This is a genomic window from Bacillus sp. N6 (assembly GCF_052805735.1).
In genome coordinates this window covers 3,937,180-3,959,593 of the sequence record NZ_CM127843.1, presented here as the reverse complement: position 1 = coordinate 3,959,593, position 22,414 = coordinate 3,937,180, and the positions used below count along the sequence as shown (strand labels likewise).

Below are 22,414 nucleotides of genomic sequence, written 5' to 3'. Positions count from 1 at the left end.
GGATTTTTTGGGTTACCATTTTAATATGGAGAATCCATATGGAGGAAGTGTAACTTGTAATACACTTGCTTCTGCTGAAAATTCTTCATTTGTATAAATGTTAATTATTTTCTTACCAGTAACATGAAGAGGGAGTGAAACTGTAACTTCACTATTAGTAGGGTTTAAAACGAAAAAGATAGTTTCATCCTCATATGTTTTCGTATAAGAAATATAATTATGTTCATCATTTGCTTCGATGAATTGAAAAGTACCATGTCCTCCAAAAGCTGCATGTTGTTTTCGTAATGAAATCAATGTTTGTATATGTGTAAATAATGCATGATCTTGTTCTTTAGTATCCCAAATCATACATTTACGGCAATCGGGGTCCATACCACCATCCATGCCGATTTCATCTCCGTAATAAATACATGGAGAGCCGATGAAAGAAAGATGGAATACATAGAGCAATTTCAACTTATTTTTATCTCCATTGCATGTTGTTAAAATTCTTGGAGTATCATGGCTATCTAATAAATGAAAGGCTGCTTCATTTACATTCATAGAGTAGGAATGTAGAGATTCTGTAATTTGCTTCATAAATTCACTTGCTTTAATGGAATCGTTAGCAAAGTAAGAAAGTAGAGCGTTTGTAACAGGGTAGCTCATGACAGCATCAAATTGATCGCCTTGTAGCCACGGAAGGGCATCGTGCCAAATTTCTCCCAAAATATATACTTCAGGATTTAATGTCTTTATTTCAGTTCGGAATTCTCTCCAAAAGTTGTGATCGACTTCATTTGCGACATCAAGGCGCCAGCCATCTATATTGAATTCTCGTACCCAATAACGTCCTACTTCAAGTAAGTATTCTTTTACATCTGGATGAGCTGTATTTAATTTAGGCATATACGGTGTAAAGGCGAAAGTATCATAATTGGGAAGTGGATCGGTTATAATTGGAAATTCATGAATGTGGAACCACTCTTTATATGCAGACTTCTCACCGTTCTCTAGAACGTCTTGAAATTTCTCGAAAAAGTATCCACTATGATTAAACACAGCATCGAGCATTACTTTTATACCGTGTTTATGACATTCTTCAATGAGCTCTTTAAAAGTTTCTTTCGTCCCAAATTGTGGATCAATTTCCATATAGTCAATTGTGTCATATTTATGGTTTGAATGAGCTTTGAAAATAGGTGTGAAATATATTCCGGAAATGCCAAGCTTAACAAGGTAATCAAGGTTTTGAATAACACCAGCAAAATCCCCGCCGAAAAAATTAGTTGGAGTTGGATTCGTACTTCCCCAAGGAAGGGTGTTTTCTGGATTCAGCGTACTATCGCCATTAGCGAATCGTTCAGGGAAAATCTGATACCAAATGGTGTCTTTAATCCACGATGGTGCTTTGAATACATCATCTGCATGAATAAATGGAAAACAAAAAAAGTTACCAACATCATCATTTGGAATGTTAGAAAAGAATCCTCGCTCTGTATAAATAAGAGTGTCTGTTTCAGATTTTAATTCAAACCCATAACGTAAGCGCTTAAATTTTGGTTCGATTGCAATGGACCAATAATCAAATAATGCAGTAGAACCCGTTTTTTTCATTGGTGTACTTGCTGATATCCATTTCCCGTCTTTCCATTCGTAAGGATCACCGTAAATAAGATCGGCGCTTTGAACATCATCTCTCTTAGTACGTATTCGGATGTGAATAGTTTGTTCATCGTAAGCGTATGCATAATTATCTTTCGGCCTATGATAAATGGCTTCTTTAAACATATAGAAAATCCCCCTTCAATATCTCTATACATAGTATTCCCTGAAGTGTAATAATAAAGCCTATATTGCAAACGATTGCCTTTCTTATAGCTTTAATATTGCTTATAAGAGTAGTATTCATTTCATATAAAGTCAATGTATAAAGAGTATAATGACATAATTTTTAAATTAATATTTGCAAAATGAATAAAAGAATGTATAATGATAGACAAATAGCGCAAACGTTTTCATGGACTTGAGATATTGTTTGCGCTTCAATTAAACTATTAAATGCAAACGTTTTCAGTTACTGAGGTACATAGACAATTTAGGGAGGTTTTTGGGATGAAGAAAGCATTATCATTATTAACGGTTTCAGCATTATCTATTGGTATGTTATCTGCATGTGGACCGAAAGATTCAGGGAAAAAAGAGGAAAGTAAAGCGAAAAAAGACTATGATCTTCTTGTTTGGGAAGATGATAAAAAAGGTGTTGGTTTAGAACCAGCAGTGAAAAGCTTTGAGGAAAAATATAAAGTAAAAGTAAAAGTTGTTGAAATGCAAATGACAGATCAAGTGAAGAAGTTACGCCTTGATGGGCCAGCGGGGACTGGACCAGATGTTGTAACATTGCCACATGATCAAATCGGAAATGCAGTAACAGAAGGTTTACTTTCTGAAGTGAAAGCAGATGATGCTGTAAAGAGTAAATTTACTAATTCATCAATAGAAGCACAGACATATAACGGAAAATTATATGGTTTACCAAAAGCAATTGAGACACCAGTCTTTATTTATAATAAAAAACTAATGCCAAAAGCGCCAGAAACGATGGACGAGCTGTTTAACTTCTCAAAAGAATTTACGAAAGATGGCAAGTACGGATTTTTAGCATTAGGAGATAACTTCTACTTTGCTAATGCATTCATGGCAGGTATGGGCGGTTATGTATTTGGTGAAAAAGATGGAAAGCCAAATGCAAGTGATGTTGGATTAAATAATAGCGGAGCAGTACAAGGTGCTGAATATCTTCAAAAATGGTACAAAGAAAAATTATTCCCGAAAGGTATTATCGGTGAATCAGGTGGGCCTGCTGCTGATGGACTATTCAATGAAGGAAAAGCAGCATCTATCATGAATGGCCCATGGGCGTTCCAAGCAATGGAAAAGAACGGGATTGATTATGGCGTTGCTCCAATGCCGAAATTACCAAATGGTCAACCGATGAAAACGTTTGTTGGGGTTAAAGGATGGCATGTAACAAGTTTTTCTAAACAAAATGATTTAGCTACAAAATTCACTGAGTGGGTAACAAATGAAGAAAACGCAAAAATTCGATTTGAGAAAACAAAAGAAATTCCTCCAGTAAAATCAGTAATGGAAGATCCAATTATTAAAGATAACGAAGCTGCAAAAGCAGTTGCAACGCAATCTGAAAATGGAATTCCAATGCCAAACATTCCAGAAATGCAAGAAGTTTGGAAACCAGCTGGAGATGCGCTTCAATTAGTTGTTACAGATAAAGAGGCACCAAAAGCGGCGCTTGATAGTGCAGTGAAACAAATTAAAGGTAATATTGAGGCAAATCATAACAAGAAAAAATAAGGTGAAATTCGTGCCTCTAATATGAGAGGCACGAATTCTCTCCCTTCCATGTAGGAAGAAAAAAGGGGGAAGGAACATGCAAACATCTATGGAACCAGCAAATGGGGTAAACCATTCAAAGCATAGAAAAATGGCAACCATGTTATCAATCATTCCAGGCGTGGGCCAAATGTATAATAAACAATTTGTAAAAGGTCTTATTTTTCTAGTATTAACAGGTTCATTTATTGTAGCCTTTGCTGATTTATTAAATATGGGATTATGGGGTATTGTAACGCTCGGTACAGAAGTTCCACGTGACCATTCTGTCTTTCTATTAGTAGAAGGAATCTTGGCCCTTATCGTTATCGTTTTTGGGCTCGGCATATATGCATTTAACTTATACGATGCATACCAAAATGGAAAGAAACGTGATATCGGAACACCGTTAAATTCTGTAAAAGAGCAATACCGTAATTTGTTAGATCAAGGTTTTCCTTATTTAATGGTTTCACCAGGTTTTCTACTACTTATCTTTGTTGTCGTATTTCCAATCATCTTCGTAATTTTAATTGGATTTACAAACTATGATTTATATCATTCTCCTCCAGCTAAATTAGTAGATTGGGTGGGCTTTAAAAACTTTATTGATATTTTCACTTTACCGATGTGGAGAGAGACATTTGTAAGTGTATTCTCTTGGACTGTCATTTGGACATTCGTTGCAACAACATTACAAGTTGCGCTCGGTATTTTCTTAGCGATTATCGTAAATCAGCCTGGTATTAAAGGAAAGGCGATTATTCGAACAATCTTCATTTTACCGTGGGCGGTTCCAGCATTCGTATCTATTCTTGTTTTCTCTGGTATGTTTAATGAAACATTCGGAGCGATTAACAATCAAGTATTAGCTTTATTCGGAATTGAAAAAATTGCTTGGATGACAGATCCATTTTGGGCGAAGATTGCTTTAATTATGATTCAAACGTGGCTTGGGTTCCCGTTTATCTTTGCGATGACAACAGGTATACTGCAATCGATTCCGGGAGAATTATATGAAGCGGCTACAGTAGATGGAGCGACAGCTTGGCAACAGTTTCGTAAAATTACATTGCCACTTGTGTTATATGCAACAGCACCAATATTAATTACGCAATATACGTTTAACTTTAATAACTTTAGTATCATCTATCTATTTAACGGTGGAGGTCCTGCTGTAGCTGGACAAGACGCAGGTGGAACGGATATTTTAATTTCATGGATTTATAAGTTAACGATGACTTCAGCGCAGTACGGAAAAGCAGCAGCTCTTACAATGATATTATCGTTAATCGTTATTACAGTTGCGTTATGGCAATTTAAGAGAACAAAATCATTCCAAGAAGAGGATATGATGTAAATGAATATTAAAAGACAGAAGATGTTACGTCTCTCATTAAGTTATTTAGTTATTTTCGTAATGTGTGCCATCATTTTCTATCCGTTATTATGGATTATTGGCTCATCGTTTAATCCAGGTGATAGTTTATCTGGATCAAGTATTATTCCACAAAATGCAACGTTAGATCATTATCGTAAGTTATTAGATCTAGAGAATAGTAATTACTTACTATGGTATAAAAACACATTAAAAGTAAGTGTTTTAACGATGATTTTCTCAGTGTTAGCAATTAGCTTTACTGCTTATGCATTTTCGAGATATCGTTTTGTTGGAAGAAAAAATGGTTTATTAACATTTTTAATCCTGCAAATGATTCCAAACTTTGCAGCGTTAATTGCTCTATACGTATTAGCTCAATTAACAGGATTAATTGATACACACCTTGCATTAATTTTAATTTATGTAGGCGGGGCCATTCCGATGAATACATGGCTTATGAAAGGGTATTTTGATACGATTCCGAAAGAACTGGATGAATCAGCTCGTATGGATGGAGCAGGACATTTCCGTATTTTTTGGCAAATCATTATGCCACTTGCAAAGCCAATCGTAGCGGTTGTAGCGTTATTTACTTTCATTGGTCCATTTACAGATTTCATTTTAGCGAGTATTATTTTGCGAACACCAGAAAATTATACTTTAGCAGTTGGATTATATGAAATGGTTGCGAAGAAATTCGGTAATGAATTTACAACGTTTGCAGCGGGTTCTGTGTTAATTGCGATCCCAATTTCAATTTTATTCCTATCACTACAAAAATACTTTATTTCTGGTTTAACAGCTGGAGGTACAAAAGGATGAAAAATGGGACATTACGTCCCATTTTTCTTTTCATCTCCCTATAAATAACTTTATAGGGAGATGAAAAGAGATTTGACATCACATGTGAAAAGAAGTGAAATAAATAGTATATTATAGTATAGGAAAAAATAGCTATATCCCTTACAATACATGAAGAGGGAGAATAGGATTAGTTTTGCAAGATATAAGAAATGAAAGTTTATGACTTGCAATGAGTGCGAGATAAAATATATGAAAAATGGCAGAGAAATGAGAGGAGGGGGATTTTTATGACAGTTACAATTAAAGATGTGGCGAAGCAAGCGAATGTTGCACCATCAACAGTTTCTCGTGTAATTGCTGATAATCCAAGTATAAGTGAAAAGACAAAGCGCCGTGTTAGGAAAGTGATGAGTGAATTAGGGTATCATCCCAATTTAAATGCGAGAAATCTTGCGAACCAAACGACGAAAACACTTGGTCTTGTTATGCCAAGTTCTGCAAGTAAAGCTTTTCAAAATCCATTTTTCCCAGAAGTTATAAGAGGGATTAGTTCATTTGCACACGTAGAAGGTTATGCGCTTTACATGTCGACAGGTGAAACGGAAGAAGAAATTTTTAATGGTGTCGTAAAGATGGTACAGGGACGTCAAATTGGTGGTATTATTCTTTTATATTCAAGGGAGAATGATCGGATTATTCAATATTTACATGAACAAAATTTCCCGTTTGTTTTAATAGGAAAACCATATGATCGAAAAGATGAAATTACATATGTAGATAATGACAATTATACAGCTGCAAGAGAAGTGGCAGAATATTTAATTTCATTAGGGCATAAGCAAATCGCGTTCATTGGTGGTGGATCAGATTTACTTGTAACGAGAGATCGTTTAGCTGGTATGAGTGATGCCTTGAAATTAGCAGACATTGTATTACCAAAAGAATATATTTTACATTTTGATTTTTCGAGAGAAAGTGGTCAACAAGCCGTTGAGGAATTAATGGGACTGCAGCAACCGCCAACGGCAATTATGGCAACGGATGACTTAATTGGACTTGGTGTGTTAAGTGCTCTTTCTAAAAAAGGATTCGTTGTACCGAAGGATGTTTCTATTGTAAGCTTTAATAATGCTTTATTATCAGAAATTGCGAGCCCTCCACTTTCGACAGTTGATGTGAATATTTATCAGCTAGGATATGAGGCAGCAAAAGCTTTAGTTGATAAAGTAGAGAATGCAGAATCCACTGCAAAGTGTATCATTATTCCTCATAAATTACTAAAACGTCAAACTTGTGATCATTATGCATAAAAAAGCTAAGAGTTTAACTCTTAGCTTTTTTTATTAGAAAGGCTTCTAATCGGTCGCAGCCTTCTTTTAAAGTTTCGATACTATACGCATAGGACAAGCGAAGGTAGCCTTCACCGTATTCAGAGAATGCTGTTCCAGGAACTACAGCTAGTCCAGCTTCTTTGACAAGATCAAGTGCAAAATCAAATGATGAAGATGTCAAATGACCGACATATGGGAATAAGTAAAATGCACCTGTTGGATTTTCAACTGCTAATCCCATTTGAGTGAGTCTATTATATACGTAATCACGGCGTTTTTTATATTGGTGGCGCATCATTTTGGGTGCGTCTTTAGCAGCTGTTAATGCTTCAATCGCAGCGTATTGAGCGATTGAAGTAGCACACGTTACATTGTATTGATGAACTTTTAATATGTGTCCTGCTAAATAGCTTGGTGCGAATAAAAGTCCAACACGCCAGCCAGTCATAGAATGTGATTTAGATAAACCGTTAATGACAATTGTCTTTTCACGCATTTCTGGGAAATGAGCGATAGATGTATGCTTTTGTTCATACACAAGCTCGCTATAAATTTCATCTGAAAGGACGAAAATATTTTTATCTTTTAAAACATCTACAATATCTTTTAATTCTTCTATGGATAAAGTTACACCAGTTGGGTTAGAAGGATATGGTAGTACGATACATCTTGTTTTTTCTGTAATAGCATTTTTTAGCGCGTCAGCTGTTAAACGGAATCCAGTTTCACGAACATCTACAAAAATGGGCGTTGCACCGCATAATCGAATAATAGGTTCGTAACCTGGATAAATAGGAGCAGGTAAAATTACTTCTGTTCCTGGCTCTAAAATCGTTCGGAATGCAACATCAATTGCTTCGCTAGCACCAATTGTAACGATGGTTTCGTTTTCAGGTGAGTAATGTAAATCGTAGTTATCTTTTACGAAGTTACAAGCTGCCTTACGTAATTCTAGTAAACCAGCGTTATGTGTATAGCTTGTATAGTTTTCTGTAATAGCCCGTTTTGCCGCTTCTTTTACGAGAGAAGGTGTAGGGAAATCGGGTTGTCCGATTGTTAAAGAAATCAAATTATCATAGTTTTGAATCATGTTAGAGAATTGACGGATTCCAGAAATTTGGATATCCTTCACTCTAGGGTTAATGAATTGTTCCATTGTATCTCCCTTTCTTCCGTTTGAAAATTAAGTTCATTTTATCATATTTTCTATGATTGCGCTTTGTATATGTAATTTAGAAAGAGAGAGAAAAGAAAAAAAAAGCCGCTATAAGCGACTTTTTAATATCCGTATTCCCAATCTATTTCATCTTCATTCCAGAGTACAGAGGATACCTTGCCAAGGTGAACAACTGATTCGTTCACAGCACATGTGCAATCTTCATCTCCTGCTTTATGCTGTAACTCTTCATATACTGATTTTTCAACATTTTCTAGAACAACCAAATTTTCTTCTTTTAAAACAAGCGTAGTACCCGCCATATTTATCTTCCTCCTACTAAAGTAATGATCACTTATTTGTAAACATAGATAGTATGGATTATATGCTGTATTTTGCTATAGTTGTCCGTCTAAAAAAGTATTTTTACATTTTCTTTGTAATCCGTATTCATTGTATACTGCACGAAGGAAATTTGGTACAGGGTTTACAATCATTTCGAAAATCTGTAACAATTATTATGAGTTGTTAACAAAGAATTAACAAATATGTTAAGAAAAATCAAAATTTTAAAACAAATAAACCTATAAAATGATATAATCATATCAAAATACATATAGGGGATGAGAGGTTATGGAGCTTATCCGTGATTTGTTGATTCAAATTGCCATCATAATTTTACCACTATTTTTATATGAAGCGATTCGTTTAAATCGCTATCAAGAAATGCCTCCGAAGCCAAATCGTTACTTTATTATGTTTTTATCTAGCGTTACGCTCGTTCTCTCCATGACATACTCTATTTGTTTTGGCAATGTGTGTGGGTATAACTTTCACCCAATTCCAATTGTCAGTGGTTTTTTATATGGTGGGATTGTTGGTTTAATCCCAGCGGTTATTTTTGTTGCATATGAATGGTTACTAAAGGGAATGAGCTTTCTTCCAGTTTTAGAAGTAACATTTCTATTGATAGTTCCGCTATTTTTATCAAAGAAATGGTCTCTTTTTTCAAGAGATAAGAAATTAATTTTAGCATTTATGATTTCATCATTTTATGTGCTTGTTTCTTTAGTATTAGGCATGATTAATGTTCTTTTGGAAACAGGATTTACACCGTATATTTCGCAAATATATAGCGGATTTATATTTGCTTCGCTTATCATGGTCATGACAATGGTATTTCAGGTGTATTTAACTGAATATTTAAATGAAAATGCATTGCTACGTACAGAGATGCAAAAATCAGAAAAGCTTAATATTGTAAGTGAGTTAGCAGCAAGTGTGGCACATGAAGTTCGAAATCCACTTACTGTTGTTCGTGGATTTATCCAATTGCTAGAAAGTACGGAAGATGTGAAGAATAAGGATTATATGCGTCTCGTATTAGCTGAATTGGATCGGGCGGAACAAATTATTTCAGATTATTTGAATTTAGCAAGGCCGCAAATTGAGAAAAAAGAACACATTTGTTTATCAGCCCAATTAATAGAAATGACCACTCTTATGTCGTCATTTGCAGCAATGCAAGGTGTATATTTACAAGTTGAAATTTCAGAAAGTCTTTATACGATTGGTGATAAGACAAAATTGAAGCAAGCTATTATGAATGTTGTTAAAAATGGTATTGAAGCAATTCAAGGAAATAAAGGATATTTAAAAGTAACAGCTATTCAAAAAGACGAAACAATCATAATAAGAGTTAAAGATAGTGGTGTTGGTATGACGAAAGAACAGTTAGCAAGGCTGGGGCAACCATATTATTCTTTAAAAGAAAAAGGGACAGGATTAGGGCTTATGGTAACATTTAGTATTTTACAAGCGCATAATGGTACATTGGAATATAAGAGTGAAAGTGGAAAAGGCACTGAAGCAATTATTATATTACCAGCTGTACAAAATAAGGAATAAAAGTTACCGATGGAAGGTAACTTTTTATTTTATATTGTTTATTCATTTGTTTTTTCTTGTTTTGCTCGGCTAAATAAACTTTTAAATGATTGAAAGAAGCTTTGCTCTTTTGAGGCAGCGACCATTCTTTTTGTTTCTTGAATTTCTCGAATAACTTGCATAAGCTGTGCATCACGATTACTGTCCTTGTTATAAATTTGACTAACAAGTTTATTCATTTTTTCTTCTTGTTTGGATTCTCGTTTATACATATGATTCATTAATAAGTCCATTTTTTCTTTTTGCAATGCATCTGTTTGAGCGGCGTGCTCGACTAACTCTTGAAGCATTTTTTCTTGAGAGCCTTCTTTTACATACACTTGTTGCATCAATTCATCTAGTTTCTCATCCTTTAAACGATTTTGTGTAATTAGAGTAGAATTTTGATGAATAATTGCTTCATTTAATTGAGCTAGCATTTCAAGTTTCAACATGAACTCCTCAAAGTTACGCCCATCTTCTTTTTCTTTCGGTTGTATCTCTTGCTTATCTTGTATAACTGGTACAGGTGGGGCCTCTTTTTCTTTTAAAATAATCGGTATCGTTTCTGAAATATCTTCTTGTAATGTGGCAGCTCTTTCATGTATAGATTTCAATAGTTTTAAATCATCAAGTTTATAAATACGAGCATCAGCTGTTTTAGAAATCATATAACCATGTTCCTCTAACAGTTGACTATATTTGCGGACTATATGTTTTGGGATGCCTGTTTTATTCGTGACATCTTTCGTTTTATAGGTAGCTTCCATGATATTTCCTCCCCAAAAAGTATCGTATATATCATTTCAATCTTTTATGAGGACTTCCTTTGAAAAAGAATGTCGGAAGGCTATTAGTTTTCTACAGCATTAGTGAAAAAATGAAATTTTTTGGCGGAATGGCAAGGAATAACTAAAATAATGTCTGAAAACATATACAGGAGAAGTTTGTTATAATAACTGAGGAAAAGAAACTGGTAGAAACATGGAGGTATACATGAAGCAATTAAAAGGTATTATCATTTCAATTATTGCAATTCTGTCTATTTTAGTAGCAGTTTATGAAGTACTTGTGCCAGAGGAAACAAGTGTAAAGAAAATGAATACGTATGATCAAGTGTTAGAATTTCCGAAAGAACGTTATCCAGAGACAGGAAAACATATTACGGATGCTATAAAAGAAGGGCATTCAGAAGTTTGTACAATCGATCGTGGTGGTGCTGCAGATAGAAGGAAATTGTCGTTAGCACCGTATCCATCAAAAAAAGGGTATGATCGTGATGAATGGCCAATGGCGATGTGCAAGGAAGGCGGAAAAGGAGCACATATTGAATATATAAGTCCGGCGGATAACCGGGGAGCAGGCTCTTGGGTAGGGAATAAGTTAGATAAATATCCAGATGGTACGCGTGTGAAATTTGAAGTGAAGTAGTATTTGTACATTTCATAATGAAGGAGAAGGGGAACTATGGAGTTAACAATTTCTTATTCGCAATTAATGTTGATGAACTATGACGGTGAGCAGCCTTATGTAGACTGGACGGATGAAGATTTTGAAAGAGGTTATGCTGAGGCAGAGGGAACTGTTATTTTTGAAGCACTTTCTGATTATACTTGTGAAGTGAAAGTGACCCCAGGGAAACATATTGAAAAAGAAGAAGTGGTTAGAACGATTACGGTTCCTTTTACGGTTGAAAATGAAAGTATCGTTATAACGAGTATTCTTTCAAACAAATTTCAAATATCTATTCCAAATGGTGAGTATACAGTTGTCTTACAAGCAATTCCTCTTGAAGAGCCAACGGATGATGAATTATATAAAATACAATACGAATTCTTCTTTGAAAGTAAAGAATAAAAAATGGGTTATCCTGAGAAAAGGATAACCCATTTTTGTTATGCGTTTGTTTTTAAAAGGGAACGAGCATCTTTCGCTGCTTGAACCATATGTTCTAAAGCTGGAATAACTTCTTCTGTTCTTCTCGTTTTTAAACCACAATCAGGATTAATCCAGAAATATTTAGGATCGCATACTTCTAAAGATTGTTCTACGATTTTATACATTTCATCTTTACTCGGTACACGTGGGCTATGAATATCATATACACCTAGACCGATGCCTTTTTCATATGTTGTATGTTTTAACGTATCAATAAATTCTCCGTGACTTCTTGATGTTTCGATAGAAATTACATCTGCATCTAATGCGCGAATCGCGTCAACAATATCTTCGAAGTTACTGTAACACATATGAGTATGAATTTGTGTTTCATTTGCTACAGAAGAAGTTGCTAAAAGGAAGGATTGTACTGCCCATGTAATATAAGCATCCCAATCTTTTTCTTTTAGTGGCATTCCTTCACGAAGTGCTGGCTCATCGACTTGAATTACTCTAATTCCGGAAGATTCAAGTAGTTCAATTTCGTGACGAAGAGCTAGTGCAATTTGATACGAAACTTCTTTTCTTGGAATGTCATTTCGAACGAAGGACCAATTTAAAATCGTAACAGGTCCAGTTAACATTCCTTTTACAACTTTCTCCGTTAAGCTTTGTGCATAAACTGTTTCCTTAATAGTCATGCCGTTAATAAAGGCTACATCACCATAAATAACAGGTGGTTTTACGCAGCGGGAACCGTATGATTGTACCCAACCGTTTTTAGTGAATGAGAAACCAGCAAGGCGCTCACCAAAATATTCGACCATGTCAGTTCTTTCAAATTCACCATGTACAAGGACATCAAGCCCAATTTCTTCTTGGTAACGAATCCATTTTTCTGTCTCTTTTTCAATAAATTGTTCATATTGTTCATTTGAAATAACACCGTTACGCCATTCTTTTCGCGTTTGACGAACTTCAGTTGTTTGCGGGAAGCTACCAATGGTCGTTGTTGGTAATAGCGGTAACTCCAGGGCAACTTGTTGTAATTCGTATCGTTTTTCAAATGGAAGAGGGCGTGAAAAATCTTCTTCTTTTAGTGCTGTTCGTGCTGCTTTGACATCTTCTCGGTTACGTGCAGCAGATGAGCGAATTGTATGATGTACGTTTCGATATGTTTCCAGCTCATTACTAATGCTTTCTGTACCTTGAGTGAGAGCGGAATGAATAAGAACTAACTCTTCTAATTTTTGATTTGCAAATGCTAATGCATCAAATAGCTCAGTCGATAAGTGAGTTTCTTCTGTTTTATCGATCGGTGTATGCAATAAGCTACAAGAAGGCTGAACGATGAAATCTTTCGTTTGGACTTGTTTTTGTAACGTTGTAAATAACTCAAGAACTTCATCAAGGTCAGCTCTCCAAATGTTACGGCCATCTATACAACCGACAGCTAAAGTTTTATCAGCTGGGAATCCATATTTTGAAATAGCATTTAAATTACCTTCTTTACCATGAATGAAATCTAATCCAATACCGGATACCGGGAATGTAATAATTTCTTCATAGTTTTCTTCCACGCTATCAAAATACGTTTGTAAAAGAAGAGTCGCATTTGGAACTTCTTTACGAATAGCTTCATAAATTTCTTTTGCTTGTTGAACTTCTTCTTTCGTTAAAGAAGCGAAAATTGGTTCATCAACTTGAATGGCTTGTGCACCAGCTGCATGTAGTTCTGAAAGCAGTTGTACGTAAGGTGCAACTAACTGTTTTAAAATGGAAGGGAATTGTTCTTTTGTATAGCCTTTAGCTAATTTTAAGAAAGTATATGGACCTAAAATAACAGGCTTTCCATCTACTCCTAATTCTTGTTTTGCCTCTTCGTATAAGCGAAGTGGACGATTATCTTTTAAAGAGATTTGTAATCCCTCTTCATATTCAGGAACGATATAGTGATAGTTTGTGTTAAACCATTTTGTCATTTCGGAAGCTACGTGATTTTTAGAGCCACGCGCCATTGCGAAATATACATCAAGGTAAGATGTAAACTCAGAAAAACGTGATGGGATAAATCCTAGCATATAGGCAGTATCCAAAACGTGATCATAATATGTAAAGTCGCCAATTGGAATGAGTTCAATCCCTTTTTCTTGCTGTACTTTTACGTGTTGAAGGCGAATTTCTTTCATTGTTGTTAAAAATTGTTCTTCATCAATTTTATTGGACCAAAAAGCTTCCAATGTTTTTTTCCACTCTCGTTGTAGTCCGATACGTGGATAACCTAAGTTACTTGTTTGAATTGCCATTTTAAATTCCTCCCTAATTGAAAGTAAGCATTTCCGTTTACTAGGAAATACTTATAACAAAAAGTGCAAAGACATAGAAAATAAGCCTTCCTTTTTGTTTTAACACCTCATCATCATCCGTGAATCTATCAGTGTTGTTAAAACAGGCAGGTCTCCTGACTTATGCTTCATATAATTTCTTTCACCTTCCCGTTTTCACAGTGGCACCAAAAAGAAATCTCAGCATTTACAGTGGCGGGACCGTGTTGGAGTTTCACCAAGCTTCCCTTTTAAACACGAAACGAAATGTTCGTGTACCTATTTTCCTTTTGAAAGGAATTTAACAAGCGATATGATATTGAAACAAATTCTAACACAATTTTTGGAATTTTGTCTACTGTTTTAAAATAAGAAAATTCCAAAGTTTTTATTTCTTATTATTCTGACTTTTTATTCTGAAGTAACTAATAATATTACAGTATAAAAAGAGAAATTGAGCTATGAAAGAAGTAGGGATGTCTTCTTTCATAGCTCAATTTTCATCTATAGCAACTTCTGAAAGTCGGCCTGCTATAGCATCTTTAAGGAGGGTGTTTAGCCATTGTAATTCAACTGTAATATGCTCAATTACACTTTGCAAGATATATAGTTGTGCACGTGGAACCTTTCCTTTATTACAATCATATATCGTTTGCATAGTATGTAAATATTGAAGAGTATCATTTTTCTTTTTTTCTAAAATAGGAACTAATTCATGATCATTGCTAAAGTGAGCGAAAGATAGGGCTGAATAAATAGGTTTATATATTTGGTTTTTTGCTTCGAATTGTTTTAATAGTAAAGTGTGGAATAGTTTTTTGCCTTCTTCTGTTATATGAAAAATCGTTTTGTCAGGTCGGTTTGTGTCTCTAATTACATTTGTAATGTGAATTGCGCCTTGCTTTTCTAATTGCTCGAAAGCGTAATAAAGTGATCCTTTAGCATATTTAATATAACAATCCATTTGTCGTTCTTTCATAATATGCTGCACTTCATATGGATGTTTATCTCCTTCGAGTAGCAAGCCGAGAATGACTAATTTCATGCTCATGCTGTCTCAACTCCTGTATATAAAAACTTTATACATATTATAAACGGCATATCCTTTTTCATAAAGGGATATGCCGCTTCTTTTTTATATTAACTGACTTGCTTTTGTTTTTCTTTCTTTTTAGGGCCTGTAAAGAGGCGTTCATTTCCCATTAGTAAAATACAAATAACACTTAGTACAGCCGGGATGAGTGCCCAGAAGAATGTGTTCGCAATAGATGTAGCGAGAGCTTCTTTAATACCCGCTAATATTTCAGCAGGAATTTTTGCGGTAGCGCCTGGTGATAATAAGAAACTTGTGTCTCCGCCTTTTGGAGCTAATTTTGCTAGTTCAGGGGGGAACACAGAGTTTAGTTTATCTGTAAAAATATGATTTTGAATTGTACCGAAAATCGTTACACCAAGAGTCATACCGAGTGATCGGAAGAATGAGTTTGTTGATGTCGCCGAACCGCGGTCTCGCATTTCTAACTTGTGAATAGAAGACATACTTAATACTGAGAATGAGAAGCCAACACCAAGCCCAGCGAGAATCATAAATAGTGTTACGAGTAAACGAGGTGTGTCCATTGTTAAAGTACTTAATGAATAAATACCAAGAACGAAGAAGACACCAGATACCATCATAATGTTACGATAGCTTGTTCGAGAAGCTAATTGTCCTCCTGTTTGACTTCCAATTACAGAACCAACCATCATTGGTGTTAAAATTAATCCAGCATTAGAGGCCGAACCTCCAAGAACGCCTTGAATGAAGATTGGAATATAAACTGTACAGATAATAAAAGCAGCACCATAGAAAAAGGCAACTCCTTGACTAGCTGCGAATAAAGGTTTTTTAAATAGATGGAACGAAATAATAGGCTCGGTTGCTTTTCTTTCTACAAAGAAGAAAATAATAAGCGCAATAACTACTGTTGTAAATAAGCCAATAATTACAGTGGAATTCCAGGCATATTCCTTACCACCAAGTTCTAATGCGAACATTAAGCAAACGATACTTATGACAAGTGTAATAGCACCAGCCCAATCAATTTTTTGTTTTCTAAATTCTAGAGACTCACTGTAGTATTTAGTAATGAAGAAAAAGGAGATAAGTCCTAATGGAATATTGATATAGAAGACCCAATGCCAACTTATATAGTCTGTAATATAAGCACCTAATAAAGGACCGAATACACTAGATGTCCCGAAAACAGCACCGAATAGCCCTGTCATCTTCCCGCGTTTTTCTGGTGGGAAGATATCATACATAATTGTAAAGGCGATAGGCATAAGGGCACCACCACCGATACCTTGAATAGCTCTATAAATACTTAATTGCTCAATACTTGAAGCTGTTCCGCAAAGCGCAGAACCCAATAAGAAAAGAATGAGGCCCCCAATATAAAAACGTTTCCGCCCGTACATATCAGAAAGTTTCCCAAAGATAGGCATCCCTGCCATTGTTGCTACCATATAAGCTGATGTGACCCAAACAAACTTATCAAAGCCTCCTAGGTCTCCAACGATTGTTGCCATTGCGGTTGCAACGATTGTATTATCCATTGCGGCCATTAATATACCAAGTAGCAAACCAGCAACAACAAATTTTGTCTTGTTGGTGTCTTTTTTTAATGGTTGAGTTTCCAAATATAACCCTCCTTTAGAAATAAGTAAACTATATTAAGTTTTGAGTGCAGTGGATAAAAAATTTAAATGTATAGTTAATTTTAATTTCTTTTCCATAAGTGCACTAATATGCCATAAAGAATATTATAGTCAAATTTGACTATAAGGCAAATTTTTTCTTCCGTCAAAATATTCTTTCATATAAGTAGAGAACGAGTGAGCGATACGAATATTGCTATAAAGGAAATGAAGTAAATTGTAAAAAAATTTCATAAAGAACACCTTCTGTTAATAGATGAAAAATGGTTTTTTCTTCATATTGTCGAATAGGATAAAAGGAAGAGAAATATTAAACATTACTTGTAGCAAGCTTTAGTAAGTTGGGGAATTCATTGTGTGTATGGTACATCTGAAATGAGGTGAATATATATTATGAAAATATGGGGACGAATTTCGGATACAGGAAAGTATTCAATACCGCTACAACCAGTATTGTGGATTGACGGATCGAAAAAGGAAAATGAATTTCCTCAAGTAGCCGTTACATTGCAAATTGGTAGTATGTATACAGAACAATTTTCGTATGAATTGACCTACGATGTAAACGACATACTTATTATGCGAATTGAAGTGGAAAATAAAGGGGTAGAAATGATTTCGAGAGTTGTTGTAAGTCATATGATTCGAGATTACTTTGCTTATATTCCTAATTCTTTAAAAGTTGATAAGGGGATAAGTGAGTTTTTATTCCAGCTTGTAAGGTGGCGAATTGATGATTTGTTACCAAATGAAAAGGTGGAACTACGTTGCAAAATAAAAGCTAATAAAGATAAAGCTCTTAAACAAGCATTCTTTCAGGCTACATATACATTTCAAGATAAAGAGATATCATATGGTCCACTGCAAACAAATGAAGTTGTTGTGCGGCAATGATAAAAAGGAACCTGTACAAAAGGTTCCTTTTTTAGTGAAGGTTGTGTTTTTTGAGTATTTTCTTTTGCTCTATTCCTTTTTTTCCTACATAGTTATTTTTGTAGCCAAAGTATAGAATAAATAAAAATGAAACAACATTTACAATTGCATCGATTTGATCGTTTGTAATAAAGTGTATGCCGAAAGAGGTAAATAATAATTTTAATGATAATAGAAAACCAGCTAGTAAACGCATAGCATCTGATAGATTCTCTTTTTGTAGCATATAGATTACTCCTTTCTATAAAAGTTATATATTATATATATGAAATAGAGTAGGAAAGGTATACAAGCTTAAGCAGAAATGTACATTGCATATGTACATTTTTTATTTTGTAGAAAAACATTATTGATATAGAAACATATATTGGTATAAAAGGGGGAGAAGTATGAAACATAAAGGGAAAATTAGTGGATTATTACTTGGAAATACAGTGGCAGTTACAGAATGGATTGCACTTCAGGATGTAATTGCAAAACTGGATTCACGATCATTTTATACCGTCTTTATTATTTATATACTGCAAATGATACTAAGTTATTATTTTGGACATTGGTACGATAAAAGAGCGAACAAGCGTATGAATGTGGAAGTAGGAGGAATGGCAAGCAACGATTTTGTTGTTGATTTTTTTGGGAAAGTAGCCGCTTTATCTGAAAGAGATTCCCGTAATATTACAGTTTACATTCTTTCTGTAAAAGAATGGGAAGGATTAAAAGACACGTTGCAAGAAAAAAAATTGGGAGTGTTAGTACAAAAATTAGAGAGTACCATTGTAAAGACAATTCGGAAGGGAGATGTTGTTACAAAGTGGGATGAAAATAAGTATGTTATTGTAGCAATTGATAATGGTCATGAAACATCAACAATAACAAACAGATTAATGAAAAATATTGAAAGTGAAATAGAAGGTGATTTACTCAGTGTCACTCTTTTATTTGGAGCAGCTAGCTATCCAGTAGAAGGAAAAACGTTTGAAGAACTGTTGAGAAAGTCGCAAAATCAATTGTATCAGTATAGAAATTTGCAAGAAAATGAGTGAAGCTTCGATTTGAAGATATATGATAGGAAGAAGTTTTATTTGTAACATTTTTTTGACTTTTATTACAAAAAACGTTGCGTTTGTAATAAAAGTCTTTAAAAATATATGAAATAAGCATATAATTATGATGGTAGTGCCAATGCAATTTGCACAATGTGTTTTATTTTAAAAGTGTAGAGGAAAGCAAGCTCTACACTTTTCCTTTTTAGGAAATGAAAAGAATATTTGTAAGTTGTTGCGAGATATCGATTGTACTGTGTAAAATGAACAAAGAGATTATTTGATAGAAAGCTGGAAAGGGAATGATAGACGTGAGAGCGGAACGATCACCTTTTATCAGGTGAACTATTATAGTCTTATTAAGACTGAGGTGAAATTCTGTGGCCATTAAGGTAATACATAGTGTGAACAGGTTTTAAAAAACACGAAGAACTATACTTAAAGATGGATATGGAACTGCTAAATACTTCAAAAAGAATAATGTAATATTAAGTAATAATTCGTACAAACAATATTAATGATCTTCGTAAAAAAGATGCGAGTGTATAGAACAATTACATATTTTATAACTTTTTTATATTACACGATGGTCGTTTATAAATAGGAGGAAGAGATGTTGAAATATAGTAAATTAGCAATTATAACTGCATTATCAATGACTTTATTAGCCGGTTGTTTTGGACCGAAACCAGAAGAAGAATTATATGTAGCGTTTGAAAACGCTGCTAAACAAGAAAAAACAATGTTTGAAGATGCAAAAAAACTTGAGGCTTTAGAGAAAGAAGGACAAGAATTATATAACCAGATTGTGCAAGAAGGAAAAGATAATAATCAAACTGTTAAAGAAAAATTGAATCAAGCAGCAAAGAATACAACTGAACGAGAAAAAGTACTTACAAAAGAAAAAGAGGCTTTAAATAAAGCGCAAGAAGAAGTGAAGTCAGCTGATAAGTATGTGAAGAAAATTGAAGATAATAAGTTGAAAAATCAAGCTGATAAAGTGAAAAGCACCTATGAGAAACGACACGATTCATTTAATAAAATGTATGACAGCTATAATAAATCTTTAAAACAAGAAAAAGAGTTATACACAATGTTACAAGATAAAGGTACTAAATTAAAAGATATTAGTGAAAAAGTAAAAGTAGTAAATCAATCTTATAAGGATATTGAGTCAGAAAAAGATAAATTTAATGAATTCACAAAGTCTTATAATACAGAAAAAGTAGCTTTTTATAAACAAGCAAATATTAAAATTAAAGAAGAGAAAAAATAAAACAGTTTGGCCTACACTTGGCCAAACTGTTTTATTTTTTTGTATAAGTACGACTATACCATGGAACAGGTTCACTTAATTTTTTTTCTTGTTTCAATGCTTCAGGACCAATATAATCTTGAAGTGTTTTTTTTGCTACTGTTAAAGATAAGGTTGTTTTCGGATTTCGATAGGAGGATTCAAGATGACCAAGATGCGGTAGAATTCGAAAATCTTCTTTCGTAGGAGGGATGTGGAAAAAATAATCGCCTAAACGTATAAGGACATCAGATTGTTGTTGGCTAAAACGTGGGTTTCTAGAAAAATGTAATCCTTCTTTAATTGCTTTTTTTTCAGCAATCAAACGTTCTAAAGCTGTCTTTTTTAACCAGTATAAATATTTAGGATTAGTAGCTGCTTTAGCATGACGATTCACAACGAAAATAGATTGAGCTAGTCGATTAATAGAATGTTGGTTTTGTAATTGAGATTGTGGTTGTGAAGGTTTCATATTGAATCTCCTTTCAATTTTTCATTATTATACCATAAATAAAGAGGTTTTTATTATATGCAAAAAGTGATTGTATATATTTTCAATATTAAAGCAATATTGTTACAAAAAACAACTATTTTGTATAATAGTAATAGAATATGCTTTTGAAATTTGATAATGAAAGAGTGAGAAGTTTGAAAGAAATATTAAAACAACAGTATGCCATTATAGATATTGGATCTAATACAATGCGTTTAGTTATTTATGAAAAGCAAAATGGAGGTTTTTATAAAGAGATTGAAAATACGAAAGTGGTTGCTAGGTTAAGAAATTACTTAATTGATGGTGTGTTGAATGAAGAGGGAATAGAAGTATTATTACAGACATTATTTCAATTTCAAGAAAGTACAAGGTTCCATCAGTTGCATCATGTACTTTGTGTTGCAACAGCAACAATTAGACAGTCTGAGAATCAAGAGGAAATTAAAAAGCTTATTGAAGGACAAACGGACTTTACTCTTAGAGTATTATCAGAGTATGAGGAAGCGCGTTACGGATACTTGGCGGTTATGAATTCTACATCGTTTTCAGAAGGAATAACGGTAGATATTGGTGGGGGAAGTACGGAAGTTACATACTTTAGAAATAGAGAGATTTTAGAGTACCATAGTTTTCCTTTTGGGGCACTTTCTTTAAAGCAACAATTTATTAAAGGTGATATTCCTACTAAAGATGAGTTAGAAGGAATGCAACGGTATTTAGAGTTTCAATTTCGAACGTTACCATGGTTAAGCAATAAGAAATTGCCTCTTATTGCAATTGGTGGTAGTGCGAGGAACTTAGTAAAAATCCATCAAAATTTAATATGTTATCCTATAGCAGGATTACATTTATACAAGATGAAAGAAGAAGATATTGAAAATGTAAAAGATGAATTAGAAAAATTGTCGTTCATAGAACTTCAGAAATTGGAAGGATTGGCAAAAGATCGAGCGGATACGATTATTCCAGCGGTTGAAGTATTTCATACACTTGTTCATGTTATAGAGGCACCGGCATTTGTATTAAGTAGAAAAGGGTTAAGAGAAGGTGTTTTCTATGAAGAGTTGACAAAAGATTTGGGGATTTCATATTATCCGAACGTAGTTGAAGAAAGTTTGCATTTACTATCACATGAATACGAAATGGATATGGAATTTGTTATTCAACTTATTAAACATGGAAGACTAATTTGCAAACAACTTGAGGAAATAGGGCTTATTTCTATGTCAGTAAAAGACTGGGAAGTGTTCCATCAAGCAGCGAAAGTATTTAATATAGGCAAATATATAGACGAAGAAGCGAGCCGTTTACATACGTTTTATTTATTAGCGAATAAGACAATTGATGGCATGATGCATAAAGATCGAGTAAGGCTAGCACTTATTGCATCGTATAAATCAAAAATGTTATTTAAACAACATTTATCACCATTTGAAGGTTGGTTTGATAAAAGCGAACAAAAAAAAATCCGCCTGTTAGGAGCTGTTTTACAATTTTCAGCTACTTTAAATGTAAGGCAACGATCGCTTGTTGATACCATATCTATAACAGAAAACGAAGAAGGGTTAACGTTTAAAGTTTTATGCGAACAATCAGCATTAGCGGAAAAAGTGCAAGCTGAAAAACAAAAAAAACAGTTAGAAAGAGTATTAAAAACGAATATTAACTTGTTATTTGAACTAAAACATTAGGTTGTACGGATGTCTTTACAAAAAATTTACACTTTATAATATTGTAATTTGCTAAAATAAAAGTAACTAAATTATAGTAAAA

20 protein-coding genes and 1 riboswitch are annotated in these 22,414 nt (G+C 34.0%); of the genes, 11 read left to right on the top strand and 9 right to left on the bottom strand.

What is annotated here, in order from left to right; genetic code table 11:
- Positions 1-12: 12 nt before the first annotated feature.
- Positions 13-1,773 (bottom strand): alpha-glycosidase, encoded by a 1,761-nt coding sequence (locus ACUXVC_RS20205; protein WP_000471774.1) that lies wholly within the window; start codon positions 1,771-1,773, stop codon positions 13-15.
- A 324-nt stretch (positions 1,774-2,097) separates the two neighbouring features.
- On the opposite strand from ACUXVC_RS20205, the gene ACUXVC_RS20200 reads away from it, so the two are divergent.
- The 4 genes from ACUXVC_RS20200 to malR all read left to right on the top strand — a co-directional run bounded on the left by ACUXVC_RS20200 (position 2,098) and on the right by malR (position 6,870).
- Positions 2,098-3,357, top strand: a complete 1,260-nt coding sequence (locus tag ACUXVC_RS20200; protein WP_000709923.1) for an extracellular solute-binding protein — start codon at positions 2,098-2,100, stop codon at positions 3,355-3,357.
- Between the two features lie 76 nt (positions 3,358-3,433).
- Positions 3,434-4,735 (top strand): maltosaccharide ABC transporter permease MalC, encoded by a 1,302-nt coding sequence (gene malC, locus ACUXVC_RS20195; protein ID WP_098976192.1) that lies wholly within the window; start codon positions 3,434-3,436, stop codon positions 4,733-4,735.
- Positions 4,736-5,578, top strand: a complete 843-nt coding sequence (malD, locus tag ACUXVC_RS20190; RefSeq protein WP_001022608.1) for a maltosaccharide ABC transporter permease MalD — start codon at positions 4,736-4,738, stop codon at positions 5,576-5,578.
- Between the two features lie 269 nt (positions 5,579-5,847).
- Positions 5,848-6,870: a maltose operon transcriptional repressor MalR gene (gene malR, locus ACUXVC_RS20185; RefSeq protein ID WP_000219053.1), complete on the top strand. Its 1,023-nt coding sequence runs from the start codon at positions 5,848-5,850 to the stop codon at positions 6,868-6,870.
- 13 nt (positions 6,871-6,883) lie between these two features.
- Here the strand turns inward: malR and ACUXVC_RS20180 are convergent, their stop codons facing one another.
- Both ACUXVC_RS20180 and ACUXVC_RS20175 read right to left on the bottom strand, forming a co-directional pair.
- Positions 6,884-8,047 (bottom strand): aminotransferase A, encoded by a 1,164-nt coding sequence (locus tag ACUXVC_RS20180; RefSeq protein ID WP_098976193.1) that lies wholly within the window; start codon positions 8,045-8,047, stop codon positions 6,884-6,886.
- A 122-nt stretch (positions 8,048-8,169) separates the two neighbouring features.
- Positions 8,170-8,370 carry a hypothetical protein gene (locus tag ACUXVC_RS20175; protein ID WP_000929276.1) on the bottom strand — a complete coding sequence of 67 codons (201 nt, stop codon included), beginning with the start codon at positions 8,368-8,370 and terminating at the stop codon, positions 8,170-8,172.
- 310 nt (positions 8,371-8,680) lie between these two features.
- On the opposite strand from ACUXVC_RS20175, the gene kinB reads away from it, so the two are divergent.
- Positions 8,681-9,955, top strand: coding sequence for a sporulation sensor histidine kinase KinB (gene kinB / locus ACUXVC_RS20170; protein ID WP_000420372.1), 1,275 nt, complete (start codon positions 8,681-8,683; stop codon positions 9,953-9,955).
- 38 nt (positions 9,956-9,993) lie between these two features.
- On the opposite strand, the gene ACUXVC_RS20165 is transcribed toward kinB, so the two are convergent.
- Positions 9,994-10,743 (bottom strand): DUF3967 domain-containing protein, encoded by a 750-nt coding sequence (locus ACUXVC_RS20165; protein ID WP_000388467.1) that lies wholly within the window; start codon positions 10,741-10,743, stop codon positions 9,994-9,996.
- Positions 10,744-10,969: 226 nt separating this feature from the next.
- Here ACUXVC_RS20165 and nucA point away from each other — a divergent pair, with 226 nt between their 5' ends.
- Both nucA and ACUXVC_RS20155 read left to right on the top strand, forming a co-directional pair.
- On the top strand, positions 10,970-11,404 hold the full coding sequence (gene nucA, locus ACUXVC_RS20160) for a DNA-entry nuclease (protein WP_446025829.1): 435 nt from the start codon (positions 10,970-10,972) through the stop codon (positions 11,402-11,404).
- A 36-nt stretch (positions 11,405-11,440) separates the two neighbouring features.
- Positions 11,441-11,830, top strand: coding sequence for a competence protein ComJ (locus tag ACUXVC_RS20155; RefSeq protein WP_000424024.1), 390 nt, complete (start codon positions 11,441-11,443; stop codon positions 11,828-11,830).
- A gap of 38 nt (positions 11,831-11,868) precedes the next feature.
- On the opposite strand, the gene metE is transcribed toward ACUXVC_RS20155, so the two are convergent.
- The 3 genes from metE to ACUXVC_RS20140 all read right to left on the bottom strand — a co-directional run bounded on the left by metE (position 11,869) and on the right by ACUXVC_RS20140 (position 16,857).
- A complete protein-coding gene (gene metE, locus ACUXVC_RS20150) occupies positions 11,869-14,157 on the bottom strand; it encodes a 5-methyltetrahydropteroyltriglutamate--homocysteine S-methyltransferase (protein ID WP_078400477.1) in 2,289 nt (762 codons plus the stop codon).
- A gap of 128 nt (positions 14,158-14,285) precedes the next feature.
- Positions 14,286-14,473, bottom strand: a riboswitch (cobalamin riboswitch).
- Positions 14,474-14,668: 195 nt separating this feature from the next.
- Positions 14,669-15,226 carry a PadR family transcriptional regulator gene (locus tag ACUXVC_RS20145; RefSeq protein WP_000062063.1) on the bottom strand — a complete coding sequence of 186 codons (558 nt, stop codon included), beginning with the start codon at positions 15,224-15,226 and terminating at the stop codon, positions 14,669-14,671.
- 89 nt (positions 15,227-15,315) lie between these two features.
- The gene (locus ACUXVC_RS20140) at positions 15,316-16,857 is read right to left on the bottom strand and encodes an MDR family MFS transporter (protein WP_144465500.1); all 1,542 of its coding nucleotides are present in this window, start codon (positions 16,855-16,857) and stop codon (positions 15,316-15,318) included.
- 411 nt (positions 16,858-17,268) lie between these two features.
- Between ACUXVC_RS20140 and ACUXVC_RS20135 the strand changes: the two genes are divergently transcribed.
- Complete coding sequence (locus ACUXVC_RS20135; RefSeq protein WP_000708119.1) at positions 17,269-17,769, top strand: hypothetical protein; 501 nt, start codon at positions 17,269-17,271, stop codon at positions 17,767-17,769.
- Positions 17,770-17,800: 31 nt separating this feature from the next.
- Here ACUXVC_RS20135 and ACUXVC_RS20130 read toward each other — a convergent pair whose 3' ends face one another.
- A complete protein-coding gene (locus tag ACUXVC_RS20130) occupies positions 17,801-18,034 on the bottom strand; it encodes an SPP1 phage holin family protein (protein ID WP_000939446.1) in 234 nt (77 codons plus the stop codon).
- Between the two features lie 163 nt (positions 18,035-18,197).
- Between ACUXVC_RS20130 and ACUXVC_RS20125 the strand changes: the two genes are divergently transcribed.
- A complete protein-coding gene (locus tag ACUXVC_RS20125) occupies positions 18,198-18,851 on the top strand; it encodes a diguanylate cyclase domain-containing protein (RefSeq protein ID WP_053563727.1) in 654 nt (217 codons plus the stop codon).
- 613 nt (positions 18,852-19,464) lie between these two features.
- Positions 19,465-20,127, top strand: coding sequence for a YkyA family protein (locus ACUXVC_RS20120; protein WP_000922469.1), 663 nt, complete (start codon positions 19,465-19,467; stop codon positions 20,125-20,127).
- Between the two features lie 31 nt (positions 20,128-20,158).
- Here the strand turns inward: ACUXVC_RS20120 and ACUXVC_RS20115 are convergent, their stop codons facing one another.
- On the bottom strand, positions 20,159-20,617 hold the full coding sequence (locus tag ACUXVC_RS20115; RefSeq protein ID WP_000804864.1) for a YkyB family protein: 459 nt from the start codon (positions 20,615-20,617) through the stop codon (positions 20,159-20,161).
- 140 nt (positions 20,618-20,757) lie between these two features.
- On the opposite strand from ACUXVC_RS20115, the gene ppx reads away from it, so the two are divergent.
- Positions 20,758-22,332: an exopolyphosphatase gene (gene ppx / locus ACUXVC_RS20110; protein ID WP_140155653.1), complete on the top strand. Its 1,575-nt coding sequence runs from the start codon at positions 20,758-20,760 to the stop codon at positions 22,330-22,332.
- Positions 22,333-22,414 lie beyond the last annotated feature (82 nt).

Coding starts and splice junctions, on each gene's coding strand:
- ACUXVC_RS20205 (WP_000471774.1), bottom strand. CDS start 1,773: ATGTTTAAAGAAGCCATTTATCATAGGCCGAAAGATAATTATGCATAC.
- ACUXVC_RS20200 (WP_000709923.1), top strand. CDS start 2,098: ATGAAGAAAGCATTATCATTATTAACGGTTTCAGCATTATCTATTGGT.
- malC (WP_098976192.1), top strand. CDS start 3,434: ATGCAAACATCTATGGAACCAGCAAATGGGGTAAACCATTCAAAGCAT.
- malD (WP_001022608.1), top strand. CDS start 4,736: ATGAATATTAAAAGACAGAAGATGTTACGTCTCTCATTAAGTTATTTA.
- malR (WP_000219053.1), top strand. CDS start 5,848: ATGACAGTTACAATTAAAGATGTGGCGAAGCAAGCGAATGTTGCACCA.
- ACUXVC_RS20180 (WP_098976193.1), bottom strand. CDS start 8,047: ATGGAACAATTCATTAACCCTAGAGTGAAGGATATCCAAATTTCTGGA.
- ACUXVC_RS20175 (WP_000929276.1), bottom strand. CDS start 8,370: ATGGCGGGTACTACGCTTGTTTTAAAAGAAGAAAATTTGGTTGTTCTA.
- kinB (WP_000420372.1), top strand. CDS start 8,681: ATGGAGCTTATCCGTGATTTGTTGATTCAAATTGCCATCATAATTTTA.
- ACUXVC_RS20165 (WP_000388467.1), bottom strand. CDS start 10,743: ATGGAAGCTACCTATAAAACGAAAGATGTCACGAATAAAACAGGCATC.
- nucA (WP_446025829.1), top strand. CDS start 10,970: ATGAAGCAATTAAAAGGTATTATCATTTCAATTATTGCAATTCTGTCT.
- ACUXVC_RS20155 (WP_000424024.1), top strand. CDS start 11,441: ATGGAGTTAACAATTTCTTATTCGCAATTAATGTTGATGAACTATGAC.
- metE (WP_078400477.1), bottom strand. CDS start 14,157: ATGGCAATTCAAACAAGTAACTTAGGTTATCCACGTATCGGACTACAA.
- ACUXVC_RS20145 (WP_000062063.1), bottom strand. CDS start 15,226: ATGAGCATGAAATTAGTCATTCTCGGCTTGCTACTCGAAGGAGATAAA.
- ACUXVC_RS20135 (WP_000708119.1), top strand. CDS start 17,269: ATGAAAATATGGGGACGAATTTCGGATACAGGAAAGTATTCAATACCG.
- ACUXVC_RS20130 (WP_000939446.1), bottom strand. CDS start 18,034: ATGCTACAAAAAGAGAATCTATCAGATGCTATGCGTTTACTAGCTGGT.
- ACUXVC_RS20125 (WP_053563727.1), top strand. CDS start 18,198: ATGAAACATAAAGGGAAAATTAGTGGATTATTACTTGGAAATACAGTG.
- ACUXVC_RS20120 (WP_000922469.1), top strand. CDS start 19,465: ATGTTGAAATATAGTAAATTAGCAATTATAACTGCATTATCAATGACT.
- ACUXVC_RS20115 (WP_000804864.1), bottom strand. CDS start 20,617: ATGAAACCTTCACAACCACAATCTCAATTACAAAACCAACATTCTATT.
- ppx (WP_140155653.1), top strand. CDS start 20,758: ATGCTTTTGAAATTTGATAATGAAAGAGTGAGAAGTTTGAAAGAAATA.